Source organism: Antarctobacter heliothermus (assembly GCF_002237555.1).
Lineage (GTDB): Bacteria > Pseudomonadota > Alphaproteobacteria > Rhodobacterales > Rhodobacteraceae > Antarctobacter > Antarctobacter heliothermus_B.
The window spans coordinates 2,198,173-2,224,011 of sequence record NZ_CP022540.1; the positions used below are offsets into that span (position 1 = coordinate 2,198,173).

General features: G+C 59.4%; 28 protein-coding genes. 19 read left to right on the forward strand and 9 right to left on the reverse strand.

Translation table 11 applies throughout. From position 1 onward, the window contains the following. Positions 1-128 precede the first annotated feature (128 nt). From sucD to mdh, 5 genes are all read right to left on the reverse strand, one after another. Complete coding sequence (sucD, locus tag ANTHELSMS3_RS10445; RefSeq protein ID WP_089278897.1) at positions 129-1,010, reverse strand: succinate--CoA ligase subunit alpha; 882 nt, start codon at positions 1,008-1,010, stop codon at positions 129-131. Between the two features lie 100 nt (positions 1,011-1,110). Continuing rightward, entirely contained in the window at positions 1,111-1,995 is an 885-nt protein-coding gene (locus ANTHELSMS3_RS10450; RefSeq protein WP_094034815.1) for a hypothetical protein, read from the reverse strand. Positions 1,996-2,050: 55 nt separating this feature from the next. Next, positions 2,051-3,244 (reverse strand): ADP-forming succinate--CoA ligase subunit beta, encoded by a 1,194-nt coding sequence (sucC, locus tag ANTHELSMS3_RS10455; RefSeq protein WP_094034816.1) that lies wholly within the window; start codon positions 3,242-3,244, stop codon positions 2,051-2,053. Between the two features lie 187 nt (positions 3,245-3,431). Then, positions 3,432-4,625, reverse strand: a complete 1,194-nt coding sequence (locus ANTHELSMS3_RS10460; protein WP_094034817.1) for a hypothetical protein — start codon at positions 4,623-4,625, stop codon at positions 3,432-3,434. A gap of 59 nt (positions 4,626-4,684) precedes the next feature. Continuing rightward, on the reverse strand, positions 4,685-5,647 hold the full coding sequence (gene mdh / locus ANTHELSMS3_RS10465; RefSeq protein ID WP_094034818.1) for a malate dehydrogenase: 963 nt from the start codon (positions 5,645-5,647) through the stop codon (positions 4,685-4,687). A 159-nt stretch (positions 5,648-5,806) separates the two neighbouring features. On the opposite strand from mdh, the gene ANTHELSMS3_RS10470 reads away from it, so the two are divergent. After that, positions 5,807-6,562 (forward strand): sulfite exporter TauE/SafE family protein, encoded by a 756-nt coding sequence (locus ANTHELSMS3_RS10470; protein ID WP_094034819.1) that lies wholly within the window; start codon positions 5,807-5,809, stop codon positions 6,560-6,562. Positions 6,563-6,628: 66 nt separating this feature from the next. On the opposite strand, the gene ANTHELSMS3_RS10475 is transcribed toward ANTHELSMS3_RS10470, so the two are convergent. After that, positions 6,629-6,949, reverse strand: coding sequence for a hypothetical protein (locus ANTHELSMS3_RS10475; RefSeq protein WP_094034820.1), 321 nt, complete (start codon positions 6,947-6,949; stop codon positions 6,629-6,631). Positions 6,950-7,286: 337 nt separating this feature from the next. On the opposite strand from ANTHELSMS3_RS10475, the gene ANTHELSMS3_RS10480 reads away from it, so the two are divergent. The 14 genes from ANTHELSMS3_RS10480 (at position 7,287) to ANTHELSMS3_RS10540 (ending at position 17,548) form a co-directional block, all read left to right on the forward strand. Beyond that, the gene (locus ANTHELSMS3_RS10480) at positions 7,287-8,135 is read left to right on the forward strand and encodes an HpcH/HpaI aldolase/citrate lyase family protein (protein WP_094034821.1); all 849 of its coding nucleotides are present in this window, start codon (positions 7,287-7,289) and stop codon (positions 8,133-8,135) included. 33 nt (positions 8,136-8,168) lie between these two features. After that, positions 8,169-8,714 carry an NnrU family protein gene (locus ANTHELSMS3_RS10485; protein WP_094037050.1) on the forward strand — a complete coding sequence of 182 codons (546 nt, stop codon included), beginning with the start codon at positions 8,169-8,171 and terminating at the stop codon, positions 8,712-8,714. 4 nt (positions 8,715-8,718) lie between these two features. After that, positions 8,719-8,922, forward strand: coding sequence for a DUF1737 domain-containing protein (locus ANTHELSMS3_RS10490; RefSeq protein WP_094034822.1), 204 nt, complete (start codon positions 8,719-8,721; stop codon positions 8,920-8,922). A 3-nt stretch (positions 8,923-8,925) separates the two neighbouring features. Further along, complete coding sequence (locus ANTHELSMS3_RS10495) at positions 8,926-9,954, forward strand: MaoC family dehydratase (protein WP_094034823.1); 1,029 nt, start codon at positions 8,926-8,928, stop codon at positions 9,952-9,954. Positions 9,955-10,154: 200 nt separating this feature from the next. Continuing rightward, positions 10,155-10,754: a DUF1194 domain-containing protein gene (locus tag ANTHELSMS3_RS10500; RefSeq protein WP_368074435.1), complete on the forward strand. Its 600-nt coding sequence runs from the start codon at positions 10,155-10,157 to the stop codon at positions 10,752-10,754. A 156-nt stretch (positions 10,755-10,910) separates the two neighbouring features. Beyond that, the gene (sdhC, locus tag ANTHELSMS3_RS10505; RefSeq protein ID WP_094034825.1) at positions 10,911-11,294 is read left to right on the forward strand and encodes a succinate dehydrogenase, cytochrome b556 subunit; all 384 of its coding nucleotides are present in this window, start codon (positions 10,911-10,913) and stop codon (positions 11,292-11,294) included. Positions 11,295-11,307: 13 nt separating this feature from the next. Continuing rightward, positions 11,308-11,679, forward strand: coding sequence for a succinate dehydrogenase, hydrophobic membrane anchor protein (sdhD, locus tag ANTHELSMS3_RS10510; RefSeq protein WP_094034826.1), 372 nt, complete (start codon positions 11,308-11,310; stop codon positions 11,677-11,679). An 81-nt stretch (positions 11,680-11,760) separates the two neighbouring features. Beyond that, a complete protein-coding gene (sdhA, locus tag ANTHELSMS3_RS10515; RefSeq protein ID WP_094034827.1) occupies positions 11,761-13,563 on the forward strand; it encodes a succinate dehydrogenase flavoprotein subunit in 1,803 nt (600 codons plus the stop codon). A gap of 19 nt (positions 13,564-13,582) precedes the next feature. Next, complete coding sequence (locus ANTHELSMS3_RS10520; RefSeq protein WP_094034828.1) at positions 13,583-14,413, forward strand: hypothetical protein; 831 nt, start codon at positions 13,583-13,585, stop codon at positions 14,411-14,413. Next, entirely contained in the window at positions 14,414-14,818 is a 405-nt protein-coding gene (locus ANTHELSMS3_RS25515) for a hypothetical protein (RefSeq protein ID WP_157733478.1), read from the forward strand. Further along, entirely contained in the window at positions 14,806-15,132 is a 327-nt protein-coding gene (locus tag ANTHELSMS3_RS10525; RefSeq protein WP_254694901.1) for a hypothetical protein, read from the forward strand. Before ANTHELSMS3_RS25515 ends, ANTHELSMS3_RS10525 begins: the two co-directional genes overlap by 13 nt. A 10-nt stretch (positions 15,133-15,142) precedes the next feature. Continuing rightward, positions 15,143-15,922: a succinate dehydrogenase iron-sulfur subunit gene (locus ANTHELSMS3_RS10530; protein ID WP_094034829.1), complete on the forward strand. Its 780-nt coding sequence runs from the start codon at positions 15,143-15,145 to the stop codon at positions 15,920-15,922. A gap of 199 nt (positions 15,923-16,121) precedes the next feature. Then, positions 16,122-16,253: a hypothetical protein gene (locus ANTHELSMS3_RS26335; RefSeq protein ID WP_302630585.1), complete on the forward strand. Its 132-nt coding sequence runs from the start codon at positions 16,122-16,124 to the stop codon at positions 16,251-16,253. Between the two features lie 449 nt (positions 16,254-16,702). After that, a complete protein-coding gene (locus ANTHELSMS3_RS10540; RefSeq protein ID WP_094034830.1) occupies positions 16,703-17,548 on the forward strand; it encodes an urea carboxylase-associated family protein in 846 nt (281 codons plus the stop codon). Positions 17,549-17,575: 27 nt separating this feature from the next. Here the strand turns inward: ANTHELSMS3_RS10540 and deoD are convergent, their stop codons facing one another. The 3 genes from deoD to ANTHELSMS3_RS10555 form a co-directional block, all read right to left on the reverse strand. Continuing rightward, the gene (gene deoD / locus ANTHELSMS3_RS10545) at positions 17,576-18,280 is read right to left on the reverse strand and encodes a purine-nucleoside phosphorylase (RefSeq protein ID WP_094034831.1); all 705 of its coding nucleotides are present in this window, start codon (positions 18,278-18,280) and stop codon (positions 17,576-17,578) included. A 1-nt stretch (position 18,281) separates the two neighbouring features. Continuing rightward, positions 18,282-18,590 carry an H-NS histone family protein gene (locus ANTHELSMS3_RS10550; protein WP_094034832.1) on the reverse strand — a complete coding sequence of 103 codons (309 nt, stop codon included), beginning with the start codon at positions 18,588-18,590 and terminating at the stop codon, positions 18,282-18,284. A 244-nt stretch (positions 18,591-18,834) separates the two neighbouring features. Next, positions 18,835-20,808: a protein meaA gene (locus ANTHELSMS3_RS10555; RefSeq protein WP_254694902.1), complete on the reverse strand. Its 1,974-nt coding sequence runs from the start codon at positions 20,806-20,808 to the stop codon at positions 18,835-18,837. Positions 20,809-21,104: 296 nt separating this feature from the next. Here ANTHELSMS3_RS10555 and ANTHELSMS3_RS10560 point away from each other — a divergent pair, with 296 nt between their 5' ends. The 4 genes from ANTHELSMS3_RS10560 to ANTHELSMS3_RS10580 all read left to right on the forward strand — a co-directional run bounded on the left by ANTHELSMS3_RS10560 (position 21,105) and on the right by ANTHELSMS3_RS10580 (position 25,812). Further along, positions 21,105-22,448 (forward strand): 1-acyl-sn-glycerol-3-phosphate acyltransferase, encoded by a 1,344-nt coding sequence (locus ANTHELSMS3_RS10560; protein WP_094034834.1) that lies wholly within the window; start codon positions 21,105-21,107, stop codon positions 22,446-22,448. A 232-nt stretch (positions 22,449-22,680) separates the two neighbouring features. Next, positions 22,681-23,967 carry a crotonyl-CoA carboxylase/reductase gene (ccrA, locus tag ANTHELSMS3_RS10565; RefSeq protein WP_094037053.1) on the forward strand — a complete coding sequence of 429 codons (1,287 nt, stop codon included), beginning with the start codon at positions 22,681-22,683 and terminating at the stop codon, positions 23,965-23,967. 354 nt (positions 23,968-24,321) lie between these two features. Further along, positions 24,322-25,059 (forward strand): helix-turn-helix transcriptional regulator, encoded by a 738-nt coding sequence (locus ANTHELSMS3_RS10575; protein ID WP_094034835.1) that lies wholly within the window; start codon positions 24,322-24,324, stop codon positions 25,057-25,059. A gap of 114 nt (positions 25,060-25,173) precedes the next feature. Further along, on the forward strand, positions 25,174-25,812 hold the full coding sequence (locus ANTHELSMS3_RS10580) for an acyl-homoserine-lactone synthase (RefSeq protein WP_094034836.1): 639 nt from the start codon (positions 25,174-25,176) through the stop codon (positions 25,810-25,812). Positions 25,813-25,839 lie beyond the last annotated feature (27 nt).

The window sequence follows — 25,839 nt, forward strand, 5'->3', positions numbered from 1 at the left end:
GCGTCATGGGGCGGACGTTAACAGAGTGTAAAAACGCCTCTGTAAGCCCTTGATTTTTAACACCCGGAAACCTGTCCACGCGTGGACACGCCCCGGCGGGTAGGCCGGGCTTAAGCCCGGCTTACACCTTAGCCGATGGCCTTCAGCACGGCCTCACCCAGCGTCGCGGGGCTGTCGGCGACCACGATGCCAGCCTCTTTCATGGCCTCGATCTTGCTCTCTGCATCGCCCTTGCCGCCGGCAACAATCGCGCCCGCGTGGCCCATGCGACGTCCCGGAGGGGCGGTGCGGCCCGCGATAAAGCCAGCCGTCGGCTTCCAACGGCCCTTCTTGCGCTCATCGGCCAGAAACTGCGCCGCTTCTTCTTCGGCAGAGCCACCGATCTCACCGATCATGATGATCGACTGGGTCTCATCGTCGGCCAGGAACATCTCCAGCACGTCGATATGCTCGGTCCCTTTGATCGGGTCGCCACCGATGCCCACGGCCGTCGATTGACCCAGACCGATGTCAGCGGTCTGCTTGACCGCCTCATAGGTGAGCGTGCCCGAACGCGAGACCACACCAACGCTGCCACGCTTGTGGATGTGACCGGGCATGATGCCGATCTTGCAGGCGTCAGGCGTGATGACACCGGGGCAGTTCGGGCCGATCAGACGGCTCTTGCTGCCTTCCAGCGCGCGCTTGACCTTCATCATGTCCAGCACCGGGATGCCTTCGGTGATGCAGATGATCAGCTCCATCTCGGCGTCGATCGCCTCAAGGATCGAGTCGCCCGCGAAAGGCGGCGGCACATAGATCACAGAGGCGTTCGCCTCGGTCACGGCTTTGGCCTCATGCACCGAGTTGAAGACCGGCAGGTCCAGATGGGTCTGCCCACCTTTGCCGGGCGTCACGCCGCCAACCATCTTGGTGCCGTAGGCGATCGCCTGTTCAGTGTGAAAAGTGCCCTGCGAGCCGGTGAGGCCCTGACAGATGACTTTGGTGTTTTCGTCTACGAGGACGGCCATGTGCTTTCCTGTCTTTGCTTCGGTTAGGTGCGGCGCGACTGCGCGGCGTCGGTTTGTGCCTGTGAACAGGCGAAACTGTAGGTCGGGGGTGTCGGATCGTTCATCGCCCCGCCTCCGGTCCCGCCGCCCAATTCCGGAATTCCGTCCGGCGGTCGGCGAAAAAGGTACTTTCGACCCAGCTCATGTCGTCAGCATTGAGCTGAGAGATCTTTTCACGGGTCTGCGCTGACAAGGCGGGGCGCTTCGGTGCGCGTGACCAAGGCGTCATGCGAGCGCGGAACGATGTATTTACACGTTTCGACCGCGAAGGCAGAGTTCCGGCGGGTAGACCGAGCACCGTCTGGAAATCCGTGATCAACCCGCCACCGTCGAGCCAACTTTCGTCAAAAAGGCGCACGTCCAGCGCATCTTGTCCGACGGCAGAGCGCCACAAATCCAGCAGACGGGCAAAAGGCGCCGGGCCAAAGCGATCAACAAAGGCAGTCAACTCTTCGGCACTGGCAGTCTTGCGCAGCTGGTGGCCGAACAAGCTGACCAGCCATGTTTCCGGGCGACGAACATAGGCGACATAACGCACGTTCCCAAAAAGACCCGACAACCATTCTGCCAGTGCTGAAATCGCTTCGGGGGTCATGAAGCGAGACACCAGTGCCTCGCTGGACCCGACCCAAGTTGTGAAACCACCGTTTGCAACCTGTGCCTCGAACTGTTCGCGAAACGCATGTGCAACCGCATCCTGAGCGACGCGGTCCCCCTCCGGTATGCCCAGAACCGCGTTCATCGGTCGGCTGGGCACTGGCTGACCCGCAAGGGTAAAGGCCAGTACCTGCAGGTGGGGGTTGGTGCAGACCACGTCGGTCCGTGGATCCATCCTGCGATACCAGATGCTGCGCGCCAGCAATGCGTCCTCCTGCGCGCCCAACCATTGTTGAAGCGCGGTCGAGCCACATTTGTTGAAGCCGATATGTAGAATTGCGTCTGGCATGAGCCTCGGTGTTCCAGCACAGGCGGTAGGGGGGCCGTTGGCCCGCCCCGAACGATTACCCTTTGACCGCTTTCACGATCTTCTCGGCGCCATCTGACAGATTGTCAGCCGCGATGACGTTCAGCCCAGAGGTCGAGATGATCTCTTTGCCCTTCTCCACATTGGTGCCTTCAAGGCGCACAACCAGCGGAACCTGCAGGCCGACCTCTTTGACCGCGGCGATCACGCCCTCGGCAATGACGTCGCAGCGCATGATGCCGCCGAAGATGTTGACCAGAATGCCTTTGACCTGCGGGTCAGAGGTGATGATCTTGAACGCCTCAGTGACCTTTTCCTTGGTGGCGCCACCGCCCACGTCGAGGAAGTTGGCAGGCTCCGCGCCGTACAGCTTGATGATGTCCATCGTCGCCATGGCAAGGCCCGCGCCGTTGACCATGCAACCGATTTCGCCGTCGAGAGCGATATAGTTGAGGTCGTACTTGGACGCCTCCAATTCCTTGGAGTCCTCTTCAGATGTGTCGCGCAGTTCGGCGATATCGGCGTGACGGTAGATCGCGTTGCCGTCAAAGCTCATCTTGGCGTCGAGGCATTTCAGGTCGCCCGTGTCAGTCACGATCAGCGGGTTGATCTCCAGCATCTCGACGTCTTTTTCGACAAAGATCTGGTACAGCGTACCCATCAGCGCGACGCACTGTTTGACCTGCTTGCCGGTCAGACCAAGGTTGAAGGCAATGCGGCGACCGTGGAACGCCTGATACCCAGTGGCCGGGTCAACGCTGAACGACAGGATCTTTTCGGGGGTCGACTCGGCGACCTCTTCGATGTCCATGCCGCCCTCGGTCGAGGCAACAAACGACACTCGGCTGGTCTGACGATCGACCAGCAGGGCAAGGTAGAGTTCGGTCTCGATGCCAGAGCCGTCTTCGATGTAGATCCGGTTGACCTGCTTGCCGACGTCGCCGGTCTGCTTGGTCACAAGGGTGCGGCCCAGCATACGCTTGGCCTCCATCTCGGCTTCCTCAACCGATTTGGCGAGGCGCACGCCGCCCTTTTCGCCTGCATCGGCTTCTTTGAAAGAGCCCTTGCCGCGGCCACCAGCGTGGATCTGCGCCTTGACCACCCAAAGCGGGCCGTCAAGCGCGCCAGCTGCGGTTTTTGCCTCTTCGGCTTTGAGAACGACGCGGCCGTCCGAGACAGGTGCCCCGTAGCTGCGAAGTAGGGCCTTGGCCTGGTATTCGTGGATGTTCATGGGTCGACTGTCCCCGTTTTGCTGCGGATTTGCCCTACCTATTCAGGGTCTGGCGCGGGTTTGAACCGCTATTTTGCCGCATGGGCGGTTTCGGGGGTAGGTTTCCGACATTTGTGATCACACCCCCGAAAGCTGTGATCACAAATTAATCAAGGCTTGTATGCAAAGTGATTCGCGGTGAGCGCTATCAGTTTAGCCAGACCATGAAGAGAAGGGCATCACCGCGGAACATCTGTTCAAACCGGCGCAGATTGCCGTCGTCCACAAGTGGCCCCTGTTCCATGTAGGGCAGCAGGCCATTGCCATGAACCCATGTCACGATGTCCACCGGAATGGGGGCCTGCAACAGTCGCGCAACATTGACCCCCGCTGCCGGTTCGACGCGCCAATGGGGTACCAGCAAGCGCCCCTCCAAAAGACCTTCGGCATCATCCAGGACCTTCATCCACACGGGGCCGGCGTCCTCGGGCAATTCGATGCCCAAGGCCGAGATCTGCCCAGCCCCAGGAATCCACTCGCGGTCGTTGTCGGTCTCCAGCGCCAGAAGATCCCAGAACCGTCGGTTTTGGGCGACCATGGCCAGCAGGTTTTCCCGCATGGCGCGGGTATGCGCTGGGTCCGGTTGCCGGTTCAGCGCGCCATAGAACATCGAAAATGTGTCGATCCAGCTTTCGAACCCACGCAGATAGCTGTGACGGGTGTTCGGCTGCGCGCCCCTCAGATCGGACATGGCATCAATGCTCTGGCTGACATCGGCGATGACCTCGGTTGGGTCAAACGCAAGGACGACATCGGTAATCGCCTCCAGCAGGTGAGTGTAGGCCGTCAACCATGCGGCATCCGCCGTATCAAACCGAACCACCAGACTGTTCAGATCACTCTGCGGCGCGGCGCGGCCAAAGGCAGCACGGGCGGCGGACATCAGACCCTCACCCTTATCCCGTGCGCCGTTTTCATTGATGTCGAACCAGACGCGTGTCAGGTCAAGGATCACACCAAAATCGCCCTGCACGTTAGTCAGCACGGCGCGCGCACCCTGCATGTCCGTACCAAGGTCGCGGAACAGATCGGTCACCAAGCCGGGGTAAAAGGGCGTGGCCTCAGGATTTGCGGGCAAGGGCAGCCGCAACACTGGCAGGTCCAATTTCCCGAAATCGGCATTGTGGCGATAGCGTAGTTGCAGCGTCTTTTCGATACCACGCAGGAACAGCACGCCGCCCAGGGCAAAGTCGCGCCCCGGGCTGGGTTGATCGTTTTCCAACGCCACGATCGTGTCCGTCAATCCGACACTTGAAACAAGCGGTGTCAGATCGATGTCCTGCGCGGCAGCAACGCTTGCCGTAAAGGTCAGGGCCAATAAGCTCTTGCGAAATAGCATCATGGAAAAAAGAATGCGCGCCCGAGGGCGCGCAATCAAGTATTTCAAATCGGCGGCAGCGTTCAGGTCAGCGAGCTGTCGATGGCCTTGCAGGCCGTAACCAGACCTTGAACGGCCTTGATCGAGGCATCGAACATCTCTTGCTCTTCCTTGTTGAGCTTGATGTTGACGATCTTTTCGACACCGCCGGCACCGATCACGGTGGGCACGCCGACATACATGCCGTCCAGGCCAAATTCGCCATCGCAATAGGCGGCACAGGGCAGAACGCGCTTTTGATCTTTCAGGAATGCTTCGGCCATTTCGATGGCTGAAGTGGCGGGCGCGTAGAAGGCCGATCCGGTCTTCAGCAGGCCGACGATTTCTGCGCCGCCGTCACGGGTGCGCTGAACAATCGCGTCCATCTTGTCCTGTGTCGTCCAACCCATGTCGATCAGGTCGGGCAGGGGAATACCAGCGACTGTCGAATAGCGCACCGACGGCACCATGGTGTCGCCGTGGCCGCCCAGAACAAACGCGGTGACATCTTTCATCGACACGTTGAACTCTTCGGCGAGGAAATGGCGGAAGCGCGCCGAATCCAGCACGCCGGCCATGCCGCATACCTTGTTCGCGGGCAGGCCCGAGAACTGTTGCAGCGCCCAGACCATCGCGTCCAGCGGGTTGGTGATGCAGATCACAAACGCGTCAGGGCAATTGTCGCGGATGCCTTCGCCGACAGATTTCATGACTTTGAGGTTGATGCCCAGCAGGTCATCGCGGCTCATGCCCGGTTTACGGGGCACACCAGCAGTGACGATGCAGACGTCCGCGCCTGCGATGTCGGCGTAGTCTTGCGTGCCCTTGAGGCTGGCGTCAAAGCCTTCTGACGGACCGGATTCGGCAATATCGAGCGCCTTGCCCTCGGGAGTGCCCTGAGCAATGTCGAACAGGACGACGTCGCCCAGTTCCTTCATTGCCGCGAGGTGGGCAAGCGTGCCACCGATCTGTCCCGCGCCGATGAGCGCGATCTTGGGTCTGGCCATGGATTCAATCTCCGCCTTGCGTGAATTTGGCGCTGTGCGTACGCGCAGACGGGCTGACGCGCAAGGGTGCTGCGACGCGGCGCTTGGTCCGCGCGCCTTGTAGAGAGCGCTAAATGCAGGATAAAGACCTGTCACGGGGAGATATTCACAGAGGCACTCATGGATTTATTTACCGCATCCGTTTTCGCGGTGTGCATCCCGGCTGTCATTTTTGCAGGCATTTCCAAGGGCGGTTTCGGCTCTGGCGTGGCTTTTGCCAGCGCATCGATTCTTGCGATCGTTCTGGAACCCGGCGTGGCGCTGGGTCTGATGCTGCCGCTCTTGATGCTGATCGACGTGGCAAGTCTGCCCGCCTATTGGCGCAAGTGGGATTGGGCCGCGGCAAAGGTGCTGCTGATCGGATCGGTGCCGGGAACGTTACTGGGGGCGCTGTTCTATGCCTGGACAGACCCGGACGCGGTGAGATTGCTTATTGGTTTGGTGGCGCTGTTATTTGTGGCCTGGCAATTGGGGCAATCAACAGGCTTGATCAATCTGCGCGGCAAGCGGTTTGGCCCCCGCACGGGGGTAATCGCAGGCGTGGTCCTCGGGTTTACCAGTTTTGTCAGCCATGCAGGTGGACCGGCGGCGGCGGTCTATCTTCTGGGGCAGGGGTTGGGAAAGACGACCTTTCAGGCGACCACGGTGCTGATCTTTTGGGCGGTCAATTTCTCCAAGGCGGGCATTTATGCCGGGATGGGCATCTTCACGCGGGAAACGCTGTTGCTTGACCTTGCACTGATCCCTTTTGCGCTGTTGGGCACTTGGCTGGGCATCAAGGCGCATCACATTGTCCCCGAACGGCTGTTTTTTGGCATCGCTTATGTCGCGCTGACGCTGACCGGGACAAAACTGATCTGGGATGCGCTGACCTGACACGGAAAGAACCGGAGCAGGTGTTTCAGGAACCGATCCTTCTGCGAAAAACCGGTTCCATGTCGATCACGCATCGTCCCCCTTGGCAGGCAGCGCCTCGGCCAGTTCCTCAAACGCCTGACCGCTGGCGACAAGGCAGGTGATGCCATTGGCCATAGTCACGGTGATGGTCCATGATCCAGAGTCGGGTGAGGCAAAAACCTCCATCACCGCATTGTTTGCGCCAAGGCCCATGCTTTGCCGGGTTTCACCGAACTTGGCGGCCAGTCTGTCGACCACCTCGTCGCGTGGGGCGCAGTGGCGCAGGTTCTGCGCCTCGACAATGTTGGCCGCGCCCAGCAGTAAGCCTGCCGCAAGCAGCGTCAGCTTGAAATATTTCTCCGTCATAGTGTCACCTTTCGGCTGCGCGCCGGGCCGATCTGGCGGATTGTCCGCAAGCCCGACACAGGGAATGTCCCCTCTGATCCGGGGCACCATCCTTGTGGCCTTATTGCCCCGTTGCCGCGTTCAACGACATGTCCCGATAGTCCGCTTGAGGCCGCTTAAAACAAGTTAACGCACCGCGCGTTGCATCGAATCCGCTAGGTTCGGTAGTCGGTTTGACACAAAAATACGCTGGTATTCTGCGGTGCGGCGTATTCGACCTTGAATTATCCGGCAAAAAATGCGCATCTCCGCGCAACAAAATTTCGCCCCGTCAAGGGGGGCTTAGATGGAGACCCCAATGGACCTGCGCGCGCGCCCTTACCGATCCGTTCTCTACATTCCCGGCTCCAAGGAGCGGGCGTTGGAAAAGGCCCGCGCCCTGCCCATCGACGCCATCATCTTTGACCTCGAGGACGCGGTTGCGCCGGGAGAAAAGACCGCCGCCCGCGAAACGCTGGCAGAAGCGCTGTCGCGCCCCTATGGCAATCGCACGCGCATCGTGCGCATCAACGGTTTCGACACCGAATGGGGAGAGGCGGACGCCCGCGCCGCGGCAGCGATGGACTGCGATGCGATCCTGTTGCCCAAGGTAGAAACCACAGCACAGCTTGATGTGTTGGCTGCTCTAACGGACAAGCCGCTTTGGGCAATGATGGAAACCCCAATGGGTATGATGAACGCGGGCCAGATTGCCGCGCATCCGCGCCTGCAGGGGATGGTTATGGGGACCAACGATCTTGCCAAGGATCTTAATTCCCGTTTTCGCGCCGACCGCCTGCCGATGCTAACCGGGCTGGGGCTGTGCGTGCTGGCGGCCAAAGCCCACGGCGTCACCATCGTTGACGGTGTGTACAACGCATTCAAGGACGATGAGGGCTTGCAGGCCGAATGCGTCCAGGGACGTGATTTGGGTATGGACGGCAAAACCCTGATTCACCCGGCACAGGTCGAGATTGCCAATGCGGCCTTCGCCCCCGGGACGGATGAGATCGACCTCGCCCGCCGCCAGATCGATGCGTTCGAAGAGGCCGCCAAGGCCGGGCAGGGAGTTGCTGTGGTCGACGGAAAGATCGTCGAAAACCTACACGTTGAAACCGCCCGAAAAATGCTTGCCAAGGCCGAAGCCATTGCGGCTTTGGCTGAATAAACGCAGGTTCACGCCGAAACCATGGAGGCCAATATGCTGCTATTGATTCTCGGCGTCGCGCTCTGGTGGGGCGCGCATTTGTTCAAGCGGGTCGCTCCCGGTGTGCGCGCACCCATGGGCGACAAGGGCAAGGGCGTTGTGGCGCTGGCGATCGTTGTCAGTATCGTCCTGATGATCTTTGGCTACCGGATGGCGGACGGCGCCTTTTTCTGGGGACGTCACCCGGCCACCGTTGGCATCAACAACCTGATCATGATCTTCGCCCTGTACCTGACTTCACCGGGACCGTCCAAGGGGGCGCTGTTCTACAAGATGCGCCACCCGATGCTGACCGGCTTTTTCCTGTGGACCGTGGCGCACCTGTTGGTGAACGGCGACGTCCCCAGTTTTGTCCTCTTTGGGGGGCTGGGTGTCTGGGCGCTGGTGGAAATGGCAGTGATCAACCGGGCAGAGCCGCACTGGACGCCGAATTCCAAAGGCGCGATCAAGAAGGATGCGATCTTTTTGGCTGCCTCTGTCGTATTGCTGGCGGTGATCGGCTATATTCATGGCCTTCTCGGCTATCCGGCCTTTGGATAAGCCAGTGAAACTGTATCGTTTCCTGTCGAGCGACGACACTTCTGCATTTTGCCACAAGGTCACCGCCGCGCTGAACGCTGGATGGGATCTACACGGCGGGCCGACCTATGCGTTTGACGCCGCCAACGGCGTCATGCGCTGCGGTCAGGCGGTGGTCAAGGATGCCCCCGGCACCTATTCCCCCGACATCAAGCTTGGAGAACAGTGACACATGGCAAAGACCAATCCGGGCCGGTTTTTCGAAGACTATACCGTGGGCGAAGTCATAGATCATGCCGTACCGCGCACCATCTCGGGCGGAGAGCGGGCGCTGTATCACGCGCTCTACCCGATGCGGCACGCGCTTTATTCGTCCGATGAATTTGCGCGCGACTGCGGATTGTCTGCGGCCCCCATCGACGACCTTGCCGCGTTTCACATCGTCTTTGGCAAGACGGTCCCGGATGTCTCGTTGAATGCCGTTGCCAACCTTGGCTATGCCGAGGGGCGCTGGCTAAAGCCGGTCTGGCAGGGGGATACGATCCGGTCGCAATCCGAGGTGATCGGGGTCAAGCAGAACTCCAACGGACGCACCGGCGTGGTTTACGTTCGCTCACGCGGACTCAACCAGCGGGATGAGGTAGTCATGGAATATGCGCGCTGGGTCATGCTGCGCAAACGAGACATGGACGCACCCGCCCCTGAGACAGTCATCCCCGAGTTGAAGAAAAGCCTTGAACCGTCCGACCTTGTGATCCCCGACGGACTGGATTTTTCCAGTTACGATTTCACACTCGCGGGGGAAAAACATCGCCTGTCGCACTACGAAGTTGGTGAAACCATCGACCATGTCGATGGCGTCACCATCGAAGAAGCCGAACACATGATGGCAACGCGGCTGTGGCAGAACACTTCAAAGGTGCATTTCGACATCACAGCGCGCCCGGACCAACGTCTGATCTATGGCGGGCACGTCATTTCGATGGCGCGGGCGCTGTCATTCAATGGTCTTGCCAATGCGCAGATCATCGCTGGCCTGAATGGCGGCGCACATGCCAACCCCTGCCTTGCTGGCAACACGATCAAGGCGTGGTCAGAAGTGCTGGATAAGGCCGAAACCGCAGCCCCCGGTGTCGGTGCAATCCGCCTGCGGCTGGTCGCAACCAAAGGCGGCGCGCCGTTCGAGTTGAAGGGGCCGGATGGCAAGTATTTGCCGGACGTGCTGCTGGATCTGGATTATTGGGCGTTGATGCCGGTCTGAGCCGGACCAATTAGCGGGCCTACCTTATCTCGGACCAAGTGAAAGCACCCGGTGTCTGTGGGGGAGGCTGCTGCCATGTCACCTTGACGTGACTTGCGTGCCGACGTCGGTCACGCTCTGTTTGAGCCATGCGCCTTTGTTTGGTCATCGCCTTCTGTCTATTGCCCGCGCGTCTGATCGCCTGCGAGGTTGCACTGGTCTTGTCGGTTGATGTTTCGGGGTCGGTGGATACACAGGAATATGACATCCAGATGCAGGGGGTGGCCCAAGCGCTGCGCGACAGTGCCGTGGCCGAGGCGTTGATCCGGGGGCGTGCGCAGGTGGCGCTGGTGCAATGGACCGGCAGTTCACGCCAGCAGGTGACACTGCCATGGCAAGAGGTCCGCAGCTTTGCCGATACCCGTGCACTGGCCGATGAAGTGGCCAACGCCCCGCGCGCCTGGCGGCATTATTCGACTGCCATCGGAGAGGCGCTGCGTGTCTCCGCCAACCTGTTCGACAGCGTTCCACATTGTCTTCGCCGGGTGATCGACCTGTCCGGTGACGGCGTGTCCAATGAGGGGGTACCTCCGGCCGTGCTACGCGCGGACTTTGGTCAACGGGGAATTATCGTGAACGCGCTGGCCATCGAAGGCGCGCAGGCGGGCGATCTCACCGCCTATTTCTTTGAAAACGTCATCGTTGGCTCCGGTGCCTTTGTCGCTACAGCAAACAGTTATGCCGAGTATCCCGACAGAATCCGTCAAAAACTCTTGCGTGAGTTGACCAAACAGACAGCGGGAACACAGCGCGTACGTTAGCGCGAAACTGTGATCACACACTCCGAGTGTGTGATCACAAAATGTGAAAATCCCACCAGTTGCGCCAAAAAACCGCAGGATTAACGGGGCCACCCCCGTGACACGCCGCGTGAAAGAAGTAGAACAAGAGGCAACGGACCCGAAAGGACATCATCCATGGCCGACGTGAACCGGGGCAATCGCCCACTCTCTCCGCATCTGCAGGTGTATCGCCCGCAGCTTACCTCGATTTCCTCAATCCTCACCCGCATTACCGGCAATGCGCTGTTGCTGGCCGCGCTGATGATAGTCTGGTGGTTCCTCGCTGCGGCGACCTCGCCAGAGTACTTCGCAACCGCAGACGCAGTTGTGCGTTCATGGTTTGGCGATCTGGTGATGCTAGGCTCTGTCTGGGCGATCTGGTATCACCTGCTGGCTGGTGTGCGTCACATGATCTGGGACGAGGCCAAGATGCTCGAGATCGACTCCGCCGAAATGCTGGGGTGGGGTGTGATCATCGGCTCTGTCCTGCTGACCCTCTTTACCATCATCGTTGTCTGAGGAGGCCCGAAACATGGCATTTCTGACCGATCGCAAGCGCGCAGTGGGCTGGGGCGCAGCCAAATCCGGCACCGAACACCACTGGGCAATGAAGAAAAGCAGCGTCGCGCTGCTTATTCTAGTGCCTTTCTTCATCTTTACCTTTGGCGGCGCACTGGGCGGCACCTATGAAGAGGTGCTGGCCTACTACAGCCGCCCCTTCCCGGCGATCGTCGCTGCGCTGACCATCCTTGTGGGCTTTCACCACTTCAACATGGGGGTGCAGGTGCTGATCGAGGATTATGTGCATGGGGTGATGGAGAAAATCCTGATCCTGATCATGACCTGCCTCAGCTACGGCGCCGCCGCAGTCGGCGTTTTCGCCATCGCCCGCATCGCCCTCTGAGACGACGCGCCAGACCCATCCGCCAGTGACGATTTTTCGACGAAAAATCGCCTCCCGCTACAGATCGACAGGTACATTCCAATGGCAGCATACGAATACGAGACGCATGATTATGACGTCGTGGTCGTCGGGGCCGGGGGCGCAGGGCTGCGCGCCACGCTCGGCATGGCGGAACAAGGGCTGCGCACCGCATGCGTGACCAAAGTATTCCCGACACGTTCGCACACCGTCGCCGCCCAAGGCGGCATCGCGGCCTCGCTGTCGAACATGGGTCCCGATCACTGGCAGTGGCACATGTACGACACGGTCAAGGGCTCCGACTGGCTGGGTGATACCGACGCAATGGAGTACCTCGCGCGTGAGGCGCCCAAGGCTGTCTATGAATTGGAGCATTACGGTGTTCCATTCAGCCGCACCGAAGAGGGCAAGATCTATCAGCGTCCCTTCGGCGGTCACACCACCGAATTTGGCGAAGGCCCGCCCGTGCAGCGCACTTGCGCCGCCGCGGACCGCACCGGCCACGCAATCCTGCACACGCTTTATGGCCAGTCGCTGAAGAACAACGCCGAGTTCTACATCGAATACTTTGCCATCGACCTTTTGATGGAAGATGGTGTCTGCAAAGGTGTTCTCTGCTGGAAGTTGGACGACGGCACCTTCCACGTCTTCAACGCCAAAATGGTGGTGCTAGCGACCGGCGGCTATGGTCGTGCTTATTTCTCTGCCACATCGGCGCACACCTGCACCGGCGACGGTGGTGGTATGGTGGCCCGCGCGGGGCTGCCGCTTCAGGACATGGAATTTGTTCAGTTCCACCCCACCGGCATCTACGGTTCCGGCTGCCTGATCACCGAAGGTGCGCGCGGCGAAGGCGGCTACCTCACCAACTCCGAAGGTGAGCGTTTCATGGAACGCTACGCCCCGACATACAAAGACCTCGCGCCGCGCGACTATGTCTCGCGCTCCATGACCATGGAAATCCGCGAAGGTCGCGGTGTGGGTTCAGAAGGCGATCACATCCACCTGAACCTGTCGCACCTGCCCGCAGAGGCATTGGCCGAACGCCTGCCCGGCATTTCGGAAAGTGCCAAGATCTTTGCTGGTGTCGACGTGACCAAGGAACCGATCCCGGTTCTGCCGACGGTCCACTACAACATGGGCGGCATTCCCACGAACTACTGGGGTGAGGTGTTGAACCCGACCGAGGGCGATTCCAACGCCGTTGTTCCTGGCCTGATGGCCGTGGGCGAGGCAGGCTGCGCAAGCGTCCACGGGGCCAACCGCCTTGGATCAAACTCGCTGATTGACCTAGTGGTCTTTGGCCGTGCAGCCGCGATCCGCGCCGGGAAGGTTGTCGACCCCGAAACCGCTGTGCCAACAGCGCCCAAAGATCAGATCGAAAAAGCCTTTGACCGCTTTGACGGCATCCGCAACGCGGACGGTGGAACGCCCACCGCCGAACTGCGGCTGGAAATGCAGAAGACCATGCAGCGCGACGCCGCCGTTTTCCGGACCGCCAAGACCATGGCCGAGGGTGTCGAGGCGATGACCGCCATCGCTGGCAAGATGGATGACATCAAAGTCACCGATCGGAGCCTTGTCTGGAACTCGGACCTGATGGAAAGCCTTGAGCTGACCAACTTGATGCCCAACGCACTGGCAACCATCGTCGGGGCCGAAGCGCGCAAGGAAAGCCGCGGCGCGCACGCGCATGAAGATTTCTCGACCCGCGACGATGAAAACTGGCGCGTGCACACCATCGCCCGGGTCGACGGCAACAAGGTCGATCTCAGCCATCGACCGGTTGTCGTAGATCCTCTGTCAACCGAAGAGCAGGGCGGTATCTCGCTCCAGAGGATCGCGCCCAAGGCACGGACCTTCTGAGGTCGGCAGAGTGGTCGGTATGGCTCGCAAACATGTCATCTTTCACGTCGGGCTCCCCAAGACCGGGACCTCGGCGTTTCAGGACGCACTTGTTCTGAATCGGGATGCCCTGCGGGCCCGTGGGATCGCGTTCAGCCGTAAACAGGACGTCGGCTCCGACTTTCGCAGCGCTGCGCGCGACACTGTTCGGTATGGCCCGTCGCGCCTGCGGCAGAGGCGGCTAGATCGCGCCGCGCGCCGCATCCGCGACTGGGCCGACGCGCAGAAATCTCCCGTCGTGTTGATCACTGACGAAAACCTGCTTGGCTGGCGCGTCCGCGACATGTACCGGATGACGTTCGACAGGGGACCGGCGCAGGCCATGCGGGCGCTGCAAAAAGCCTTTGACGGCGATGAAATCTCTTGGGTGCTGTTTCGGCGCGATCCGGCAGCGCATATGCAGTCATCCTATCGCTACGCGGTCAAATTGCGCGGCGTCAGCGCGGACTATGACGATTGGGCGCGCGAGATCGGACGGCCCGAGGCTCTTGGGCAATTGGTTGCCGAGGCGGAAAAGGCGTTTGGTGTTGCGGGTCATGTTTTTGACATGGAAGAGCAAATCGCCTCACCCCGCTTTTGGGGGGCGCCGATCCTGGAACTTGCCGGGATGTGCCCAGAGGATGTTGACGCGCTGAAGCCCGCGCCGCGCACCAACGCTGGGGTGCCGGACGATCTTTTGGAATACGTCCGCCGGATCAATGCGATCGGGCTGGAAAAAGAGCAGCGGCTTAAGGCCGTGGATGTTCTTTTGACCATGCATTCGGACCTGACGGACGGTGTGTCGCGTGCAGCCTATGGGAGGGTGGAATAGATGTTTGAGACTTCAGCAACGACCCATACATCAAAGGGTAGCAGAGGGGCGCGCGGCTCGATCCTCGCGGCCTGCAAGCGCGCGTTCAGCGCGGAACACCCGATATTGTGGTCAACGCTTGCCGCAGCGCTGTTCACCGTCTCGGCGTTGCCAGCAATGGCAAACGGATATGGTCAAACCTCTCGCACCTGTGAGGCCTTGGCACACGACTACGCCTACACAGGATCGAAATCGGGCTATGTTAATCGCTATCAGCAGGCGCTTTATGACTGCCGCAACCGACAAGCCGCCCCCTCGCCACAGCAGAGATATCGCAGACCAGTCGTTGTCGTGCCAGCAGAGCAGGTCGGCTGCTACCCTGGCGCGCCGCGCATGTACCGAGGAACACTCTATTGTTTCGATTGATCCGTCATTGCCTTGTTGGTGTTGCGCTTGCGACCCTCATAGGCTGCTCGCCGCAGGCGCAGGATCAACTTGCTCGCAACGCAGCGCGCAGTGCGCTCACCCCAGTGGTGTCTGAGCAATTCCCCGGAGTTCCGCTGCAGCCGACGCTGGACTGCCTCATTGATAATGCCAATGCGCAGCAGATCCGCGCGCTGGCTGCCGACGCCGTGCTGGGGCCGACGGAAAGCACGTTTCAGATTGCAAAGGACATCGCGTCCAAACCCGAAACCCTCCGCTGTCTGGCCGTGAACGGCCTGCCAGCTTTGCTTCGCTAAGGAGAGAGAAATGGTACAGTTCACGCTCCCCAAGAACTCGCAGATCAAGACCGGCAAGACTTGGCCTAAGCCCAAGAATGCCAAGACGATACGCAAGTTCAGCATCTACCGCTGGAATCCGGATGACGGCAAAAACCCGCAGGTTGATACCTATTTCATCGACATGGACACCTGCGGTCCGATGGTTCTGGACGCGCTGATCAAGATCAAGAACGAGATCGATCCGACGCTGACCTTCCGCCGGTCTTGCCGCGAAGGGATCTGTGGTTCCTGCGCGATGAACATCGACGGGATCAACACGTTGGCGTGCATCTATGGCTTGGACGAGGTCGAGGGCGACGTCAAAATCTATCCGCTGCCGCACATGCCGGTGGTCAAGGATCTGATCCCGGACCTGACGCATTTCTATGCTCAGCACGCCAGCATCATGCCTTGGCTGGAAACCAAGACCAACCGCCCCGCCAAGGAGTGGAAGCAGTCGATCGAAGACCGTAAAAAGCTGGACGGTCTGTATGAATGCGTGATGTGCGCCTCCTGTTCGACCGCATGTCCGTCGTATTGGTGGAATGGTGACCGCTACCTTGGACCGGCGGCCTTGTTGCACGCGTATCGCTGGATTATCGACAGCCGCGATGAGGCTACCGGCGAACGTCTGGATGAGCTTGAAGATCCGTTCAAGCTTTACCGCTGCCACACGATCATGAACTGCGCCAAGACTTGCCCCAAGGGTTTGAACCCGGCGCTGGCGATTGCCGAGATCAAGAAAATGATGGTCGATCGCGCAGTCTGATCGCGCGGGCGGTCGGTTCCTGTCAATTGCACAAGCGCCCCGGCCGCCTTTGCGCGGTTGGGGCGCATTTCTTTGGGTGACGCAACTTCCCTTGCATTGGGTGCAACACGCGTTTGCGGCTTTGACGGGTGTCACGACCGCAAAGGTGGACTAGGTAGCACGGCAGGGAGGGGGTCGCTGTAGATCGAAAGGCAACCCCATGACAGAGAACCAAAAAAGCAAGGCGAACGCCGCCCTTGAAGCCCTCAATCAGGCTTGGGCCTATTACACTCCTGAAAGACGACCTGAAAGCACGGTGCCGGTCTATGAGGATCTGCCCTTTGCCGCATGACACCAAGATGATCTCGCCCGGCCCGTCGGACCGGGCGTTTTAGTCTGAGCGGCGTGGGCTGCGGGCTTTATCCGCTTCCGCGCTTCTGGCACCACACCGCCGAATGCTGGCTATGCGCGACAGGTTGCTTTTCCTACGCGGCCGCGACCGCTACATGACCTCTATGTTTGTCATCGTCGGTCTTATCATCGCCTTTGTCCTGATTGCCGTGTTTTCCAACAGGGCCACCCGCCTTTGCCGGTGGCGTGAGCGGCGGAAAGATGGACTCAGTACGTGGACCTGTGTGCATTGCGGCGCGCAGTTGTCAGGTGCCATTGGGCAACCTCCACGCGAATGCCATCGCCCGGACGCGCAAGCGCGCCGCTGATGTCATCGCAGGGGGAGTGGGCAGTCACCTCTTGCGTTATATCGACCTCGGGGGTTCACTCGCCGGAAAAAGGAGCCGCGCCATGACCACACCGCCCTCTGACGCCGAGGCCCGCCGGGCCATACCGCCGGTGATCTGCTACCCCAATGAGACGCTGCCGCAGCCCGATCTGCCTGTGTATCGTGCGGCGTTGGAATCCGCAGCGGTCATCGAGACGATTTTGGCACAGCCCCGCAATGCCTGCAGCTTTGCCGTGCCTGCCGGGCATTTCTTCCGTATTTCCTCTGTCGAAGGTCCGCAGGTCGGCGACCTGAACCTGTGGAACGCGCAGGACCTGTCCGAGCGGTTCTATTCTGGCAAAACCCGCGCCCTGCACGGCACCCATGTCACCACAGGGGAACGCCTCTGGTCCAGTTTTCCCAACCTGCGGCCGATGGCGACCATCGTAGAGGACAGCCTGGATTGGTACGGCATCGACGCCTTTGGTGGATCCGTGCATGATGTGATTGGCACGCGCTGTGATCCTTACACCGGCAATCTGTTGGCAGGTACGCAATACCATCACTGCTGCCACTCCAACCTGACACGCGCCTTGGCGGTGGCGCGTCAGATGTCCGTGGAAGAGGCCGAAACCCATGTCCACGACGTGCTCAACGTCTTCATGTGCACTGGGTTCACCCGCGACACCGGTCAATATTTCATGAAGGCAAGCCCGGTCCGACCGGGAGATCAGATCACATTTTTTGCTGAGATTGATCTTTTGGGAGCGCTCAGCGCCTGTCCGGGCGGCGATTGTTCGGCCCAGCACAGTTCAGATACGGCTGAGTGCCACCCACTGAAGGTTGAGGTGCTTGCCCCTGCTACAGGTGCGTTGGGCGACTGGCAAAGCCCGCCGCCCAACGGTTATGATAGAACGCATGGTGTCTAGTGTGGGGACGAGCTCGCCGCCGTTCGATTAATTAAAGGCCGCTTCCAACGCGATCGCGACCATTTCGCCGAAAGACCGTTCACGGTCTTCGGCTGGCAGCGCCGCCCCGGTTGCTAGGTGATCAGAAACGGTCAGCACAGCCAAGGCCCGCGCATTGTGACGGGCGGCGACAGAATATAGCTCGGCGGCCTCCATCTCGACCGCAAGAACGCCGTGCCGCACCATCTGCTCATTCAGGTCTGGCCGTTCGTCGTAGAAGACGTCCGACGAATAGATTCCGCCCACATGGGTCGTTGCCCCGTGCCTGCGCGCCGCAGCGACTGCCGCTTCCAACAGTCCGAAATCCGCGCAGGGCGCAAAGCTCAATTCCCGGAACAGACCCTTTGAGGGAGTGGATAAGGTCGATGCCGTCATTGCAATGACGATGTCACGCAAGCCGACATGTTCCTGCATCGCGCCACAGGATCCGATCCGGATTAGCGTCTTTGCCCCGTAGTCACGCAGCAATTCATTGGCATAGATTGAAAGGCTGGGCATTCCCATGCCCGACCCCTGGATAGTAACACGATGGCCTTTCCAGGTGCCGGTATACCCCAGCATTCCCCGTGTTTTGTTCACACAGAGGGCATTATCCAAAAATTTTTCTGCGGCCCACTTTGCCCGCTGCGGGTCCCCGGGCATCAGCACGGTTTCGGCGATATCACCCGCAGCGGCCCCAATGTGAATCGTCATGTTAGATCGCGAGATCGTCTAGGGACTTGCCACCGTCCAGCGCCTCAATTACCCAATTGGGTTTGCGACCACGCCCGGTCCATGTTTGAGTTGGGTCGGCAGGGTTGGCGTATTTCGGCGCGCCCTTGCTGCCTTTCACATTAGCCGAATACACCTCGTCCAACGAAAAGCCGAACTCTTTCACAGCCAACTCCGCTGCGCGTTTTGCTTCTGCCCGTTTACGCGTCTCGACAGTCTTGAGCGCTTTCTGCGCATCGGCGATCAATTGCACAAGTTCTTCGCGAGAGAGCTTTTCCAGATTAATATCCATGTTTCTTCTCCATTATTTAGGACGCTACTTCTTTATCCGTTTCCACTAAGTTTCAACTTCTTTTTTGTGACATTTGCAAGGGTGTGCGATTTGTAGCCAAAAGTATAGGTAATTCAATGTGACCACTTATGACCCGCGGTTGCGAGAAAATACTAGGCCGATTTGACGCCGACTAGAGGCAGACATGTAAAAGCCCCGCAAAAATTGCGGGGCTTTGCGGCGATGACAGGACGCTTGACGTCTTTTACTCTGCGGCAACAGAAGCAGGATCGGCAAGAGTCACAATATCGCGCATTATTGTGTTCAACTTAAAATCCTTGGGCGTATAGACTTGCGCGACCCCCATGACTTTCAAGCGCCGGGCGTCTTCGTCAGGAATAATGCCGCCGACAATCACCGGCACATGGCCCAGCCCGTCTGCCCGCATCCGCTCCATCAGGTCTTCGACCAGTGGAATATGGCTGCCGGACAGGATCGACAGGCCGACCACATGCGCACCGTTGCGCGCCGCATCGACGATCTGTTCCGGTGTTAGGCGAATCCCCTCATAGTCGATCTCCATACCGCAATCCCGTGCCCGGAACGCGATCTGTTCGGCGCCATTAGAATGCCCGTCCAGTCCCGGTTTGCCGACCAGAAATCGGAGCCGCGTGCCCAGCCGGTCACTGACCATGTTCACCGCTTCGCGTAGGTCTTCCAGCCCCTCGGTTTTATTGGACACCGACCGCGATACGCCTGTGGGGCCACGGTATTCGCCAAACACTGCGCGCATCTGCGCCGCCCATTCGCCGGTGGTCACCCCCGCCTTGGCGCAGGCGATAGAGGCGGGCATCACATTGCGGCCCTCGGCCGCGGCCGCGCGCAGGTCCGCGAGTGCGGCGCGGACCTCTCCATCGTTACGTTCGTCCCGCCATGCGCTCAGCCGGCCGATCTGATCCTGCTCCATCGCCGGATCGACCGTCATGATGCCGCCTTCCGCGTCCATCAACGGGCTGGGTTCGCCGTGAGTGAACTTGTTGACGCCCACCACCACGGTCTCTCCACGTTCAATACGGTTCAGCCGTTCGGCATTGCTGTCGACCAGCCGCCCCTTCATGTATTCGATCGCCTCGACCGCGCCGCCCATGCTGTCGATATTGGCCAGTTCGGCGCGCGCCCCCGCTTTTAGGACCTCCACCTTGGCATCCACCGCGGGGTTGCCGTCAAACAGGTCATCGTATTCCAGCAAATCGGTTTCATAGGCCATTATCTGCTGCATGCGCATCGACCATTGCTGATCCCAGGGCCGGGGCAAGCCAAGCGCTTCGTTCCACGCGGGCAATTGGACGGCGCGCGCACGGGCATTTTTCGACAGGGTGACTGCCAGCATCTCGATCAGGATACGGTAGACGTTGTTTTCCGGCTGTTGTTCGGTCAGCCCAAGGCTATTCACCTGAACGCCATAGCGGAACCGACGGTATTTGGGATCCTCGACACTGTATCGATCGCGGCAGATCTCATCCCAGAGGTCCACAAAGGCGCGCATCTTGCACATCTCGGTCACAAACCGGATGCCGGCGTTTACAAAGAAGCTGATCCGCCCGACCAGTGTCGGGAAATCCTCGGCCGGGACACGCGTCTTCAGCTCATCCAGAACTGCCGTGGCCGTGGCCAGTGCAAAGGCCAATTCCTGTTCCGGTGTCGCACCCGCCTCTTGCAGGTGGTAGGAGCAGACATTCATCGGGTTCCATTTGGGCACATTAGTATAGCAGTATTCCGCAACATCTCCGATCAGCTTCAGGCTGGGTTTCGGTGGGCAGATATAGGTGCCGCGGCTGAGGTACTCTTTGATCAGGTCGTTCTGCACCGTGCCTTGCAGTTTAGAGATATCCGCGCCTTGTTCCTCGGCCACCGCGATGTAAAGCGACAGCAGCCACGGCGCGGTCGCATTGATCGTCATCGAGGTGTTCATCTGTTCCAGCGGAATATCCTGAAACAATGCGCGCATATCGCCCAGATGGCAGACCGGCACACCGACCTTGCCGACCTCGCCGCGTGCTAGAATGTGGTCACTGTCATAGCCCGTCTGCGTCGGCAGGTCGAAAGCGACAGACAGTCCGGTCTGGCCCTTGGCTAGATTGCCGCGATACAATTCGTTCGAGGCTTTGGCCGTCGAATGACCGGCATATGTGCGGATCAACCAAGGTTTGTCGCGTTGCGGCATCTGGGTTTCGGTCATCGGGGTCTCCGTCAGGCATGAATCGAGTTCAGCAATCTTGTTGCGTTTCAGCAGAGATACGCGAAAGATTGTGTCTCTGTCAATTCGCCGCATCGCAGCGCGAGCACATGCAGCATGGGCCGTCTCTGGCGCGAGCGCAATATTCTGCGGCGCGGCAGGCTTTGGGTTTTGGGGCGATGAGGTCGGTCTTGAAAAAATTCAACCGGGTTGAGGATTTATCGCCCCGTTTGTACAAAACACCGCTCGGCGATACCTGCCCCTTGCCGCCCAGCCATACCCCTGCAAGAGTCACCGCAATGACGTCGCAAGTATCCCTGCCGTTCTGGCTCTTTGCCCTGATCCTCGCCTTTGCGGTGGTCAGTTTCGCGACGCACTTTCTGTTTCCATCTGTGCGCTGGGTGTTGCGACGTAGGCTGGAACGGGCGGTGGCGCAGTTGAACCAACGGTTGGAACGCCCGATCGAACCTTTTCGCCTGTTGCGCCGATACGATCTGATTCAGCGGCTTCTATATCATCCGGACGTCACTCAGGCGATTGTTGAGCATGCGGCCGAACACGGCCTGCGTGAGGATGTCGCCTTTGAACAGGCCCGCCGTTATGCGCGCGAGATCGTGCCGTCGTTTTCCGCGTTCGCCTATTTTGGCCTTGGGCTTCGCTTTGCGCGCTGGTTGTCGAACACCCTGTATCGCGTGCGGTTGGGCCGGCATGACGGCGAAGGGCTTGCCGCAATTGACCCGGAGGCCACGGTGGTTTTTGTCATGAACCATCGGTCCAACATGGACTATGTGCTGGTCACGCATCTGGCGGCCAACCGTTCAGCCCTGTCCTATGCGGTGGGTGAATGGGCGCGTGTCTGGCCGTTGTCGCGTCTGATCCGATCTATGGGGGCTTACTTCATCCGCCGGACATCGCGGGACGGTTTGTATCGCACGATTTTGCGGCGCTATGTCCAGATGGCGACCAGCGGTGGCGTGACACAGGCCATCTTTCCCGAAGGCGGGCTAAGTCTGGATGGCGGCATTGCGCCGCCGAAACTGGGGCTTCTGGCCTACCTTCTAGATGATCTCGATCTGGCAGCCCGTGATGTTGCCTTCGTTCCAGTGGGCCTGAACTATGATCGCGTGTTGGAAGATAAGGTGCTGATAGCTGCCGATCGTCAGGGAACACGCCGGTTTGATGCCTCCGTCACCCGTGTCATTCGATCTGTCCTTCGTCAGGTCTGGTTGCGCCTGACAGGACGGTTCCACCGTTTCGGGTATGCGGCGGTCAGCTTTGGTCCGCCCGTTTCCCTGCGCGCGCATCCCGCACTTGCCAGCGATGCCGAGGCGCTGGCCAAGGCGCTCATGGCGAGGATCGCGGCCATCATTCCGGTGCTGCCGGTGCCTCTTGTCGCGCATCTTCTGATGCGTGGGCCGCAAACCCGCGTCGAATTGGAGCGTGGCTTTTCCGACGCGGTTGCCGCCTTGCCTGAAGCGCATGTCCATCTCGCCCGGAACAACCGGGGCTACAGCGTCGAATTTGGTCTACGCGCCATGATCGAGCGCGGTCTGGTGGAGGAACGCGACGACTCGTTCCATCTCACGCCCCAAGGGGCACCGCTGGCCGCCTACTACGCGCGTTCCATCGACCACCTGTTCTAAAATACCTCATCTGTCGAGTTCTCAGGGCATTAGGCGCAATGCTTTGGCCAGACCGCCAGTGGTTAATGCTGCGCTCGCATAGATTATTCTGCGTTCGCGAGGTCATAAAATTTCAAAAACGATGCAAATGATGTTGCAATGTTGCGCGACGAAGAATATTCCGGGGTCAGACGCCGCGATTCTGCACCGCAGAACCGGTCAACCCGTCCACTCTGGCCTACAGGAGACCGATATGGCTCTGGATACGCAAACGAACATCGCTCAATATGATGCGCCGGAAAAAGACCTCTACGAAGTCGGTGAAATGCCCCCGATGGGCTACGTCCCTAAAAAGATGTACGCTTGGGCGATCCGTCGTGATCGTCATGGCGAGCCGGATCAGAGCTTTCAGCAGGAGGTGGTCGATGTCTGGGACATTGACAGCCACGAGGTGCTGGTTCTGGTGATGGCGGCAGGCGTCAACTATAATGGCGTCTGGGCTGGTCTGGGTCAGCCGATCTCACCCTTTGATGTGCATGGTCAGGACTACCACATCGCAGGGTCAGACGCGGCGGGTATCGTCTGGAAGGTGGGCGACAAGGTCAAGACCTGGAAGGTCGGTGATGAGGTTGTCATCCATTGTAATCAGGACGATGGCGACGATGAGGAATGCAACGGCGGCGACCCGATGTTTTCCCCCACCCAGCGGATCTGGGGCTATGAGACTGGCGATGGGTCGTTTTCACAGTTCACCAAGGTGCAGGCCCAGCAGTTGATGCCGCGTCCCAAGCATCTGACCTGGGAGGAAAGCGCCTGCTACACGCTGACTTTGGCCACCGCGTACCGGATGCTTTTCGGTCACCATCCTCATGAACTGAAGCCGGGCCAGAACGTTTTGGTCTGGGGCGCCTCGGGCGGACTGGGCTCTTACGCGATTCAGCTGGCGAACACGGCGGGTGCAAATGCGATCGGCGTGATTTCGGATGAAAGCAAGCGTGAGTTCGTGATGGCGCAAGGCGCCAAGGGCGTAATCAACCGCAAGGATTTCGATTGTTGGGGCCAGTTGCCCATCGTGAACTCGCCCGAATACAATGCGTGGCTGAAAGAGGCGCGCAAGTTCGGCAAGGCAATCTGGGATATCACTGGCAAAGGTGTGAGCGTTGACATGGTGTTCGAACACCCGGGTGAGGCGACCTTCCCGGTCTCCACGCTGGTGGTCAAGAAGGGCGGCATCGTCGTGATCTGTGCTGGCACGTCCGGGTTCAACTGCACGTTTGACGTGCGCTACATGTGGATGCACCAAAAGCGCCTGCAGGGTTCGCACTTTGCCAACCTCAAGCAAGCCGCATCAGCCAACCGCCTGATGATCGAGCGCCGCCTTGATCCCTGCATGTCCGAGGTTTTTCCGTGGGCAGAAATCCCCGACGCCCACATGAAGATGCTGCGCAATGAGCACAAGCCCGGCAACATGTCGGTTCTGGTGCAGGCCCCCAAGACCGGGCTGCGCACCCTTGAGGATGCATTGGCCGCCCGCAAGTAACCTTTGGCCGCCAATCTTCGGCTCTCTGACGCCCGCGAATCGCCCCTGGCATCGCGGGCGTTTTGCGTTTGAGGCCCGGCCTGAACGGTTTCAAATACTTGGCGAAACGCCCCCTCGCTATTTCTGGGGAGGAAGATTCCGCGAATATCGGCAAGTTCGAGTGCGTGCTATGGTTGTTTTAATGAAGCGTTAACCATCTATACACGAGGCTGATCATGGGACATGACTGGATTTTGGACGTTCTCACTGACCTGAAATCATTCGCTCGGGCCAATGGCATGCAGTCACTGGCCGCGCAGTTGGATGATGCATCCTTCGTCGCACAGGCAGAGATTGCGTCCCAGGCCGAGGGTAATGGCATTGGGCTTTTTGTCGGGAAACGCACTGCGACTGGACGGACTGATAGAGCGGCTCGAATCCGCTGAGGGACTCGAGGATCTGCAAATCCTGATTGAGGAATTGCGAGACAGCTATGGGGTCGACCACATTGTTTATCACTGGGTCAACAGCAATGGCGAACAGTACGGATGTGGCACCTATGACCTGGAGTGGGTCAACCGCTATGTCGAAAAGGGCTATTTGCGTGTCGACCCAGTGGTGGTGGGTTGCTATCAGCGGTTCCACCCCGTGGATTGGAAGCGGCTGGATTGGTCAAGCAAGGCTGCACGCGCGCTCATGCAGGATGCAATCGCCTATGGCATTGGGAACCAGGGTTTTTCAATTCCTCTTCGTGGACCCAACGGTCAATTCGCGCTGTTTACACTTTCGCACAACTGCAATGACACCGAATGGGAGGATTTTACCTTAACCAACCGGCGCGATCTGATCCTGATCGCGCACTACTTCAACCAGAAAGCGCTTGAATTCGAACCCGGTCGCACGCCAGAGGCCTCGCAGTCCTTGTCCCCGCGTGAGATCGAAGCCATGACACTACTTGCAGTTGGCTACAGCAGGGCACAAGCCGCTGATACTCTTTCGATTTCCGAGCACACCTTGCGAGTTTATGTCGAAAGCGCCCGGCACAAACTGGGTGCTCTGAACACCACTCATGCGGTCGCGCGGGCCCTGAGCCGGGGCGTCATCGTGGTCTGAACGCGCGCTTTGGTAAAGCATGTGTTTGGTCAGCGCGCGCTCAGGTTGAATCTCGTTAACCACTCTGCCGGCAATCTCTCCTCATCGAATTTACATTCCGAGGGGAAAACGAAAATGATCCGCTACATCTACGGCACTGACCTGCACAAGTTCCCGAAGCTCGCAGAGGCGATGTTCCGCGACCGCGCCGACCAGTTCAAGACGCGTCTTGGCTGGGAAGTGTCCGTCGACGAAAGCGGTCTTGAGCGTGACGAATACGATGATGAGAACCCTCTGTATGTCATCTGGGAAAACGCCGATGGCACACATGGCGGATCCATGCGTCTGCTGCCCACAGTGGGTCGCACCATGATAAACGATCATTTCATTCACCTGACAGACGGCGTGCGTATCCAGTCTCCGTTGATCTGGGAGTGCACCCGATTTTGTTTGGCCCGCGGTGCGACCCCCGGTGTGGCGGCGGCACTGATGCTGGCCGGTGGCGAGGTCATGCAGGAATTTGGTGTAGAGCACTATGTCGGCGTCTTTGATGCGCGGATGGTGCGGATCTATCGTCGTATTGGCTCTTCACCAGAGGTGTTGGGACAACAAGGGGAAGGTCGCGAACAGATCAGCGTCGGACTGTGGGAGTTTACCAAAGCAGCACAAGCACAAGTGTCGAAAAGTGCGGGCATCACGCCGGAAATGTCCAAACGGTGGTTCGCGCGCTCCTTTGGCGACATCGTTGTGCCAAAGGAACGGGAAGCGGCCTGAGGAACTTCGGACAAAGGTAATTCCAAC

What these genes read in the sequence shown, in the direction of transcription:
- ANTHELSMS3_RS10560 (WP_094034834.1), top strand. Translation starts at nt 21,105, where the DNA reads ATGACGTCGCAAGTATCCCTGCCGTTCTGGCTCTTTGCCCTGATCCTC.
- ANTHELSMS3_RS26335 (WP_302630585.1), top strand. Translation starts at nt 16,122, where the DNA reads ATGACAGAGAACCAAAAAAGCAAGGCGAACGCCGCCCTTGAAGCCCTC.
- ANTHELSMS3_RS10480 (WP_094034821.1), top strand. Translation starts at nt 7,287, where the DNA reads ATGGACCTGCGCGCGCGCCCTTACCGATCCGTTCTCTACATTCCCGGC.
- mdh (WP_094034818.1), bottom strand. Translation starts at nt 5,647, where the DNA reads ATGGCCAGACCCAAGATCGCGCTCATCGGCGCGGGACAGATCGGTGGC.
- ANTHELSMS3_RS10475 (WP_094034820.1), bottom strand. Translation starts at nt 6,949, where the DNA reads ATGACGGAGAAATATTTCAAGCTGACGCTGCTTGCGGCAGGCTTACTG.
- sdhD (WP_094034826.1), top strand. Translation starts at nt 11,308, where the DNA reads ATGGCATTTCTGACCGATCGCAAGCGCGCAGTGGGCTGGGGCGCAGCC.
- sucD (WP_089278897.1), bottom strand. Translation starts at nt 1,010, where the DNA reads ATGGCCGTCCTCGTAGACGAAAACACCAAAGTCATCTGTCAGGGCCTC.
- ANTHELSMS3_RS10555 (WP_254694902.1), bottom strand. Translation starts at nt 20,808, where the DNA reads ATGACCGAAACCCAGATGCCGCAACGCGACAAACCTTGGTTGATCCGC.
- ANTHELSMS3_RS10470 (WP_094034819.1), top strand. Translation starts at nt 5,807, where the DNA reads ATGGATTTATTTACCGCATCCGTTTTCGCGGTGTGCATCCCGGCTGTC.
- ANTHELSMS3_RS10460 (WP_094034817.1), bottom strand. Translation starts at nt 4,625, where the DNA reads ATGATGCTATTTCGCAAGAGCTTATTGGCCCTGACCTTTACGGCAAGC.
- deoD (WP_094034831.1), bottom strand. Translation starts at nt 18,280, where the DNA reads ATGACGATTCACATTGGGGCCGCTGCGGGTGATATCGCCGAAACCGTG.
- ANTHELSMS3_RS10580 (WP_094034836.1), top strand. Translation starts at nt 25,174, where the DNA reads ATGATCCGCTACATCTACGGCACTGACCTGCACAAGTTCCCGAAGCTC.
- ANTHELSMS3_RS10450 (WP_094034815.1), bottom strand. Translation starts at nt 1,995, where the DNA reads ATGCCAGACGCAATTCTACATATCGGCTTCAACAAATGTGGCTCGACC.
- ANTHELSMS3_RS10520 (WP_094034828.1), top strand. Translation starts at nt 13,583, where the DNA reads ATGGCTCGCAAACATGTCATCTTTCACGTCGGGCTCCCCAAGACCGGG.
- ANTHELSMS3_RS10495 (WP_094034823.1), top strand. Translation starts at nt 8,926, where the DNA reads ATGGCAAAGACCAATCCGGGCCGGTTTTTCGAAGACTATACCGTGGGC.
- sdhC (WP_094034825.1), top strand. Translation starts at nt 10,911, where the DNA reads ATGGCCGACGTGAACCGGGGCAATCGCCCACTCTCTCCGCATCTGCAG.
- sucC (WP_094034816.1), bottom strand. Translation starts at nt 3,244, where the DNA reads ATGAACATCCACGAATACCAGGCCAAGGCCCTACTTCGCAGCTACGGG.
- ANTHELSMS3_RS10550 (WP_094034832.1), bottom strand. Translation starts at nt 18,590, where the DNA reads ATGGATATTAATCTGGAAAAGCTCTCTCGCGAAGAACTTGTGCAATTG.
- ANTHELSMS3_RS10540 (WP_094034830.1), top strand. Translation starts at nt 16,703, where the DNA reads ATGACCACACCGCCCTCTGACGCCGAGGCCCGCCGGGCCATACCGCCG.
- ccrA (WP_094037053.1), top strand. Translation starts at nt 22,681, where the DNA reads ATGGCTCTGGATACGCAAACGAACATCGCTCAATATGATGCGCCGGAA.
- ANTHELSMS3_RS25515 (WP_157733478.1), top strand. Translation starts at nt 14,414, where the DNA reads ATGTTTGAGACTTCAGCAACGACCCATACATCAAAGGGTAGCAGAGGG.
- ANTHELSMS3_RS10485 (WP_094037050.1), top strand. Translation starts at nt 8,169, where the DNA reads ATGCTGCTATTGATTCTCGGCGTCGCGCTCTGGTGGGGCGCGCATTTG.
- ANTHELSMS3_RS10575 (WP_094034835.1), top strand. Translation starts at nt 24,322, where the DNA reads ATGGCATTGGGCTTTTTGTCGGGAAACGCACTGCGACTGGACGGACTG.
- sdhA (WP_094034827.1), top strand. Translation starts at nt 11,761, where the DNA reads ATGGCAGCATACGAATACGAGACGCATGATTATGACGTCGTGGTCGTC.
- ANTHELSMS3_RS10530 (WP_094034829.1), top strand. Translation starts at nt 15,143, where the DNA reads ATGGTACAGTTCACGCTCCCCAAGAACTCGCAGATCAAGACCGGCAAG.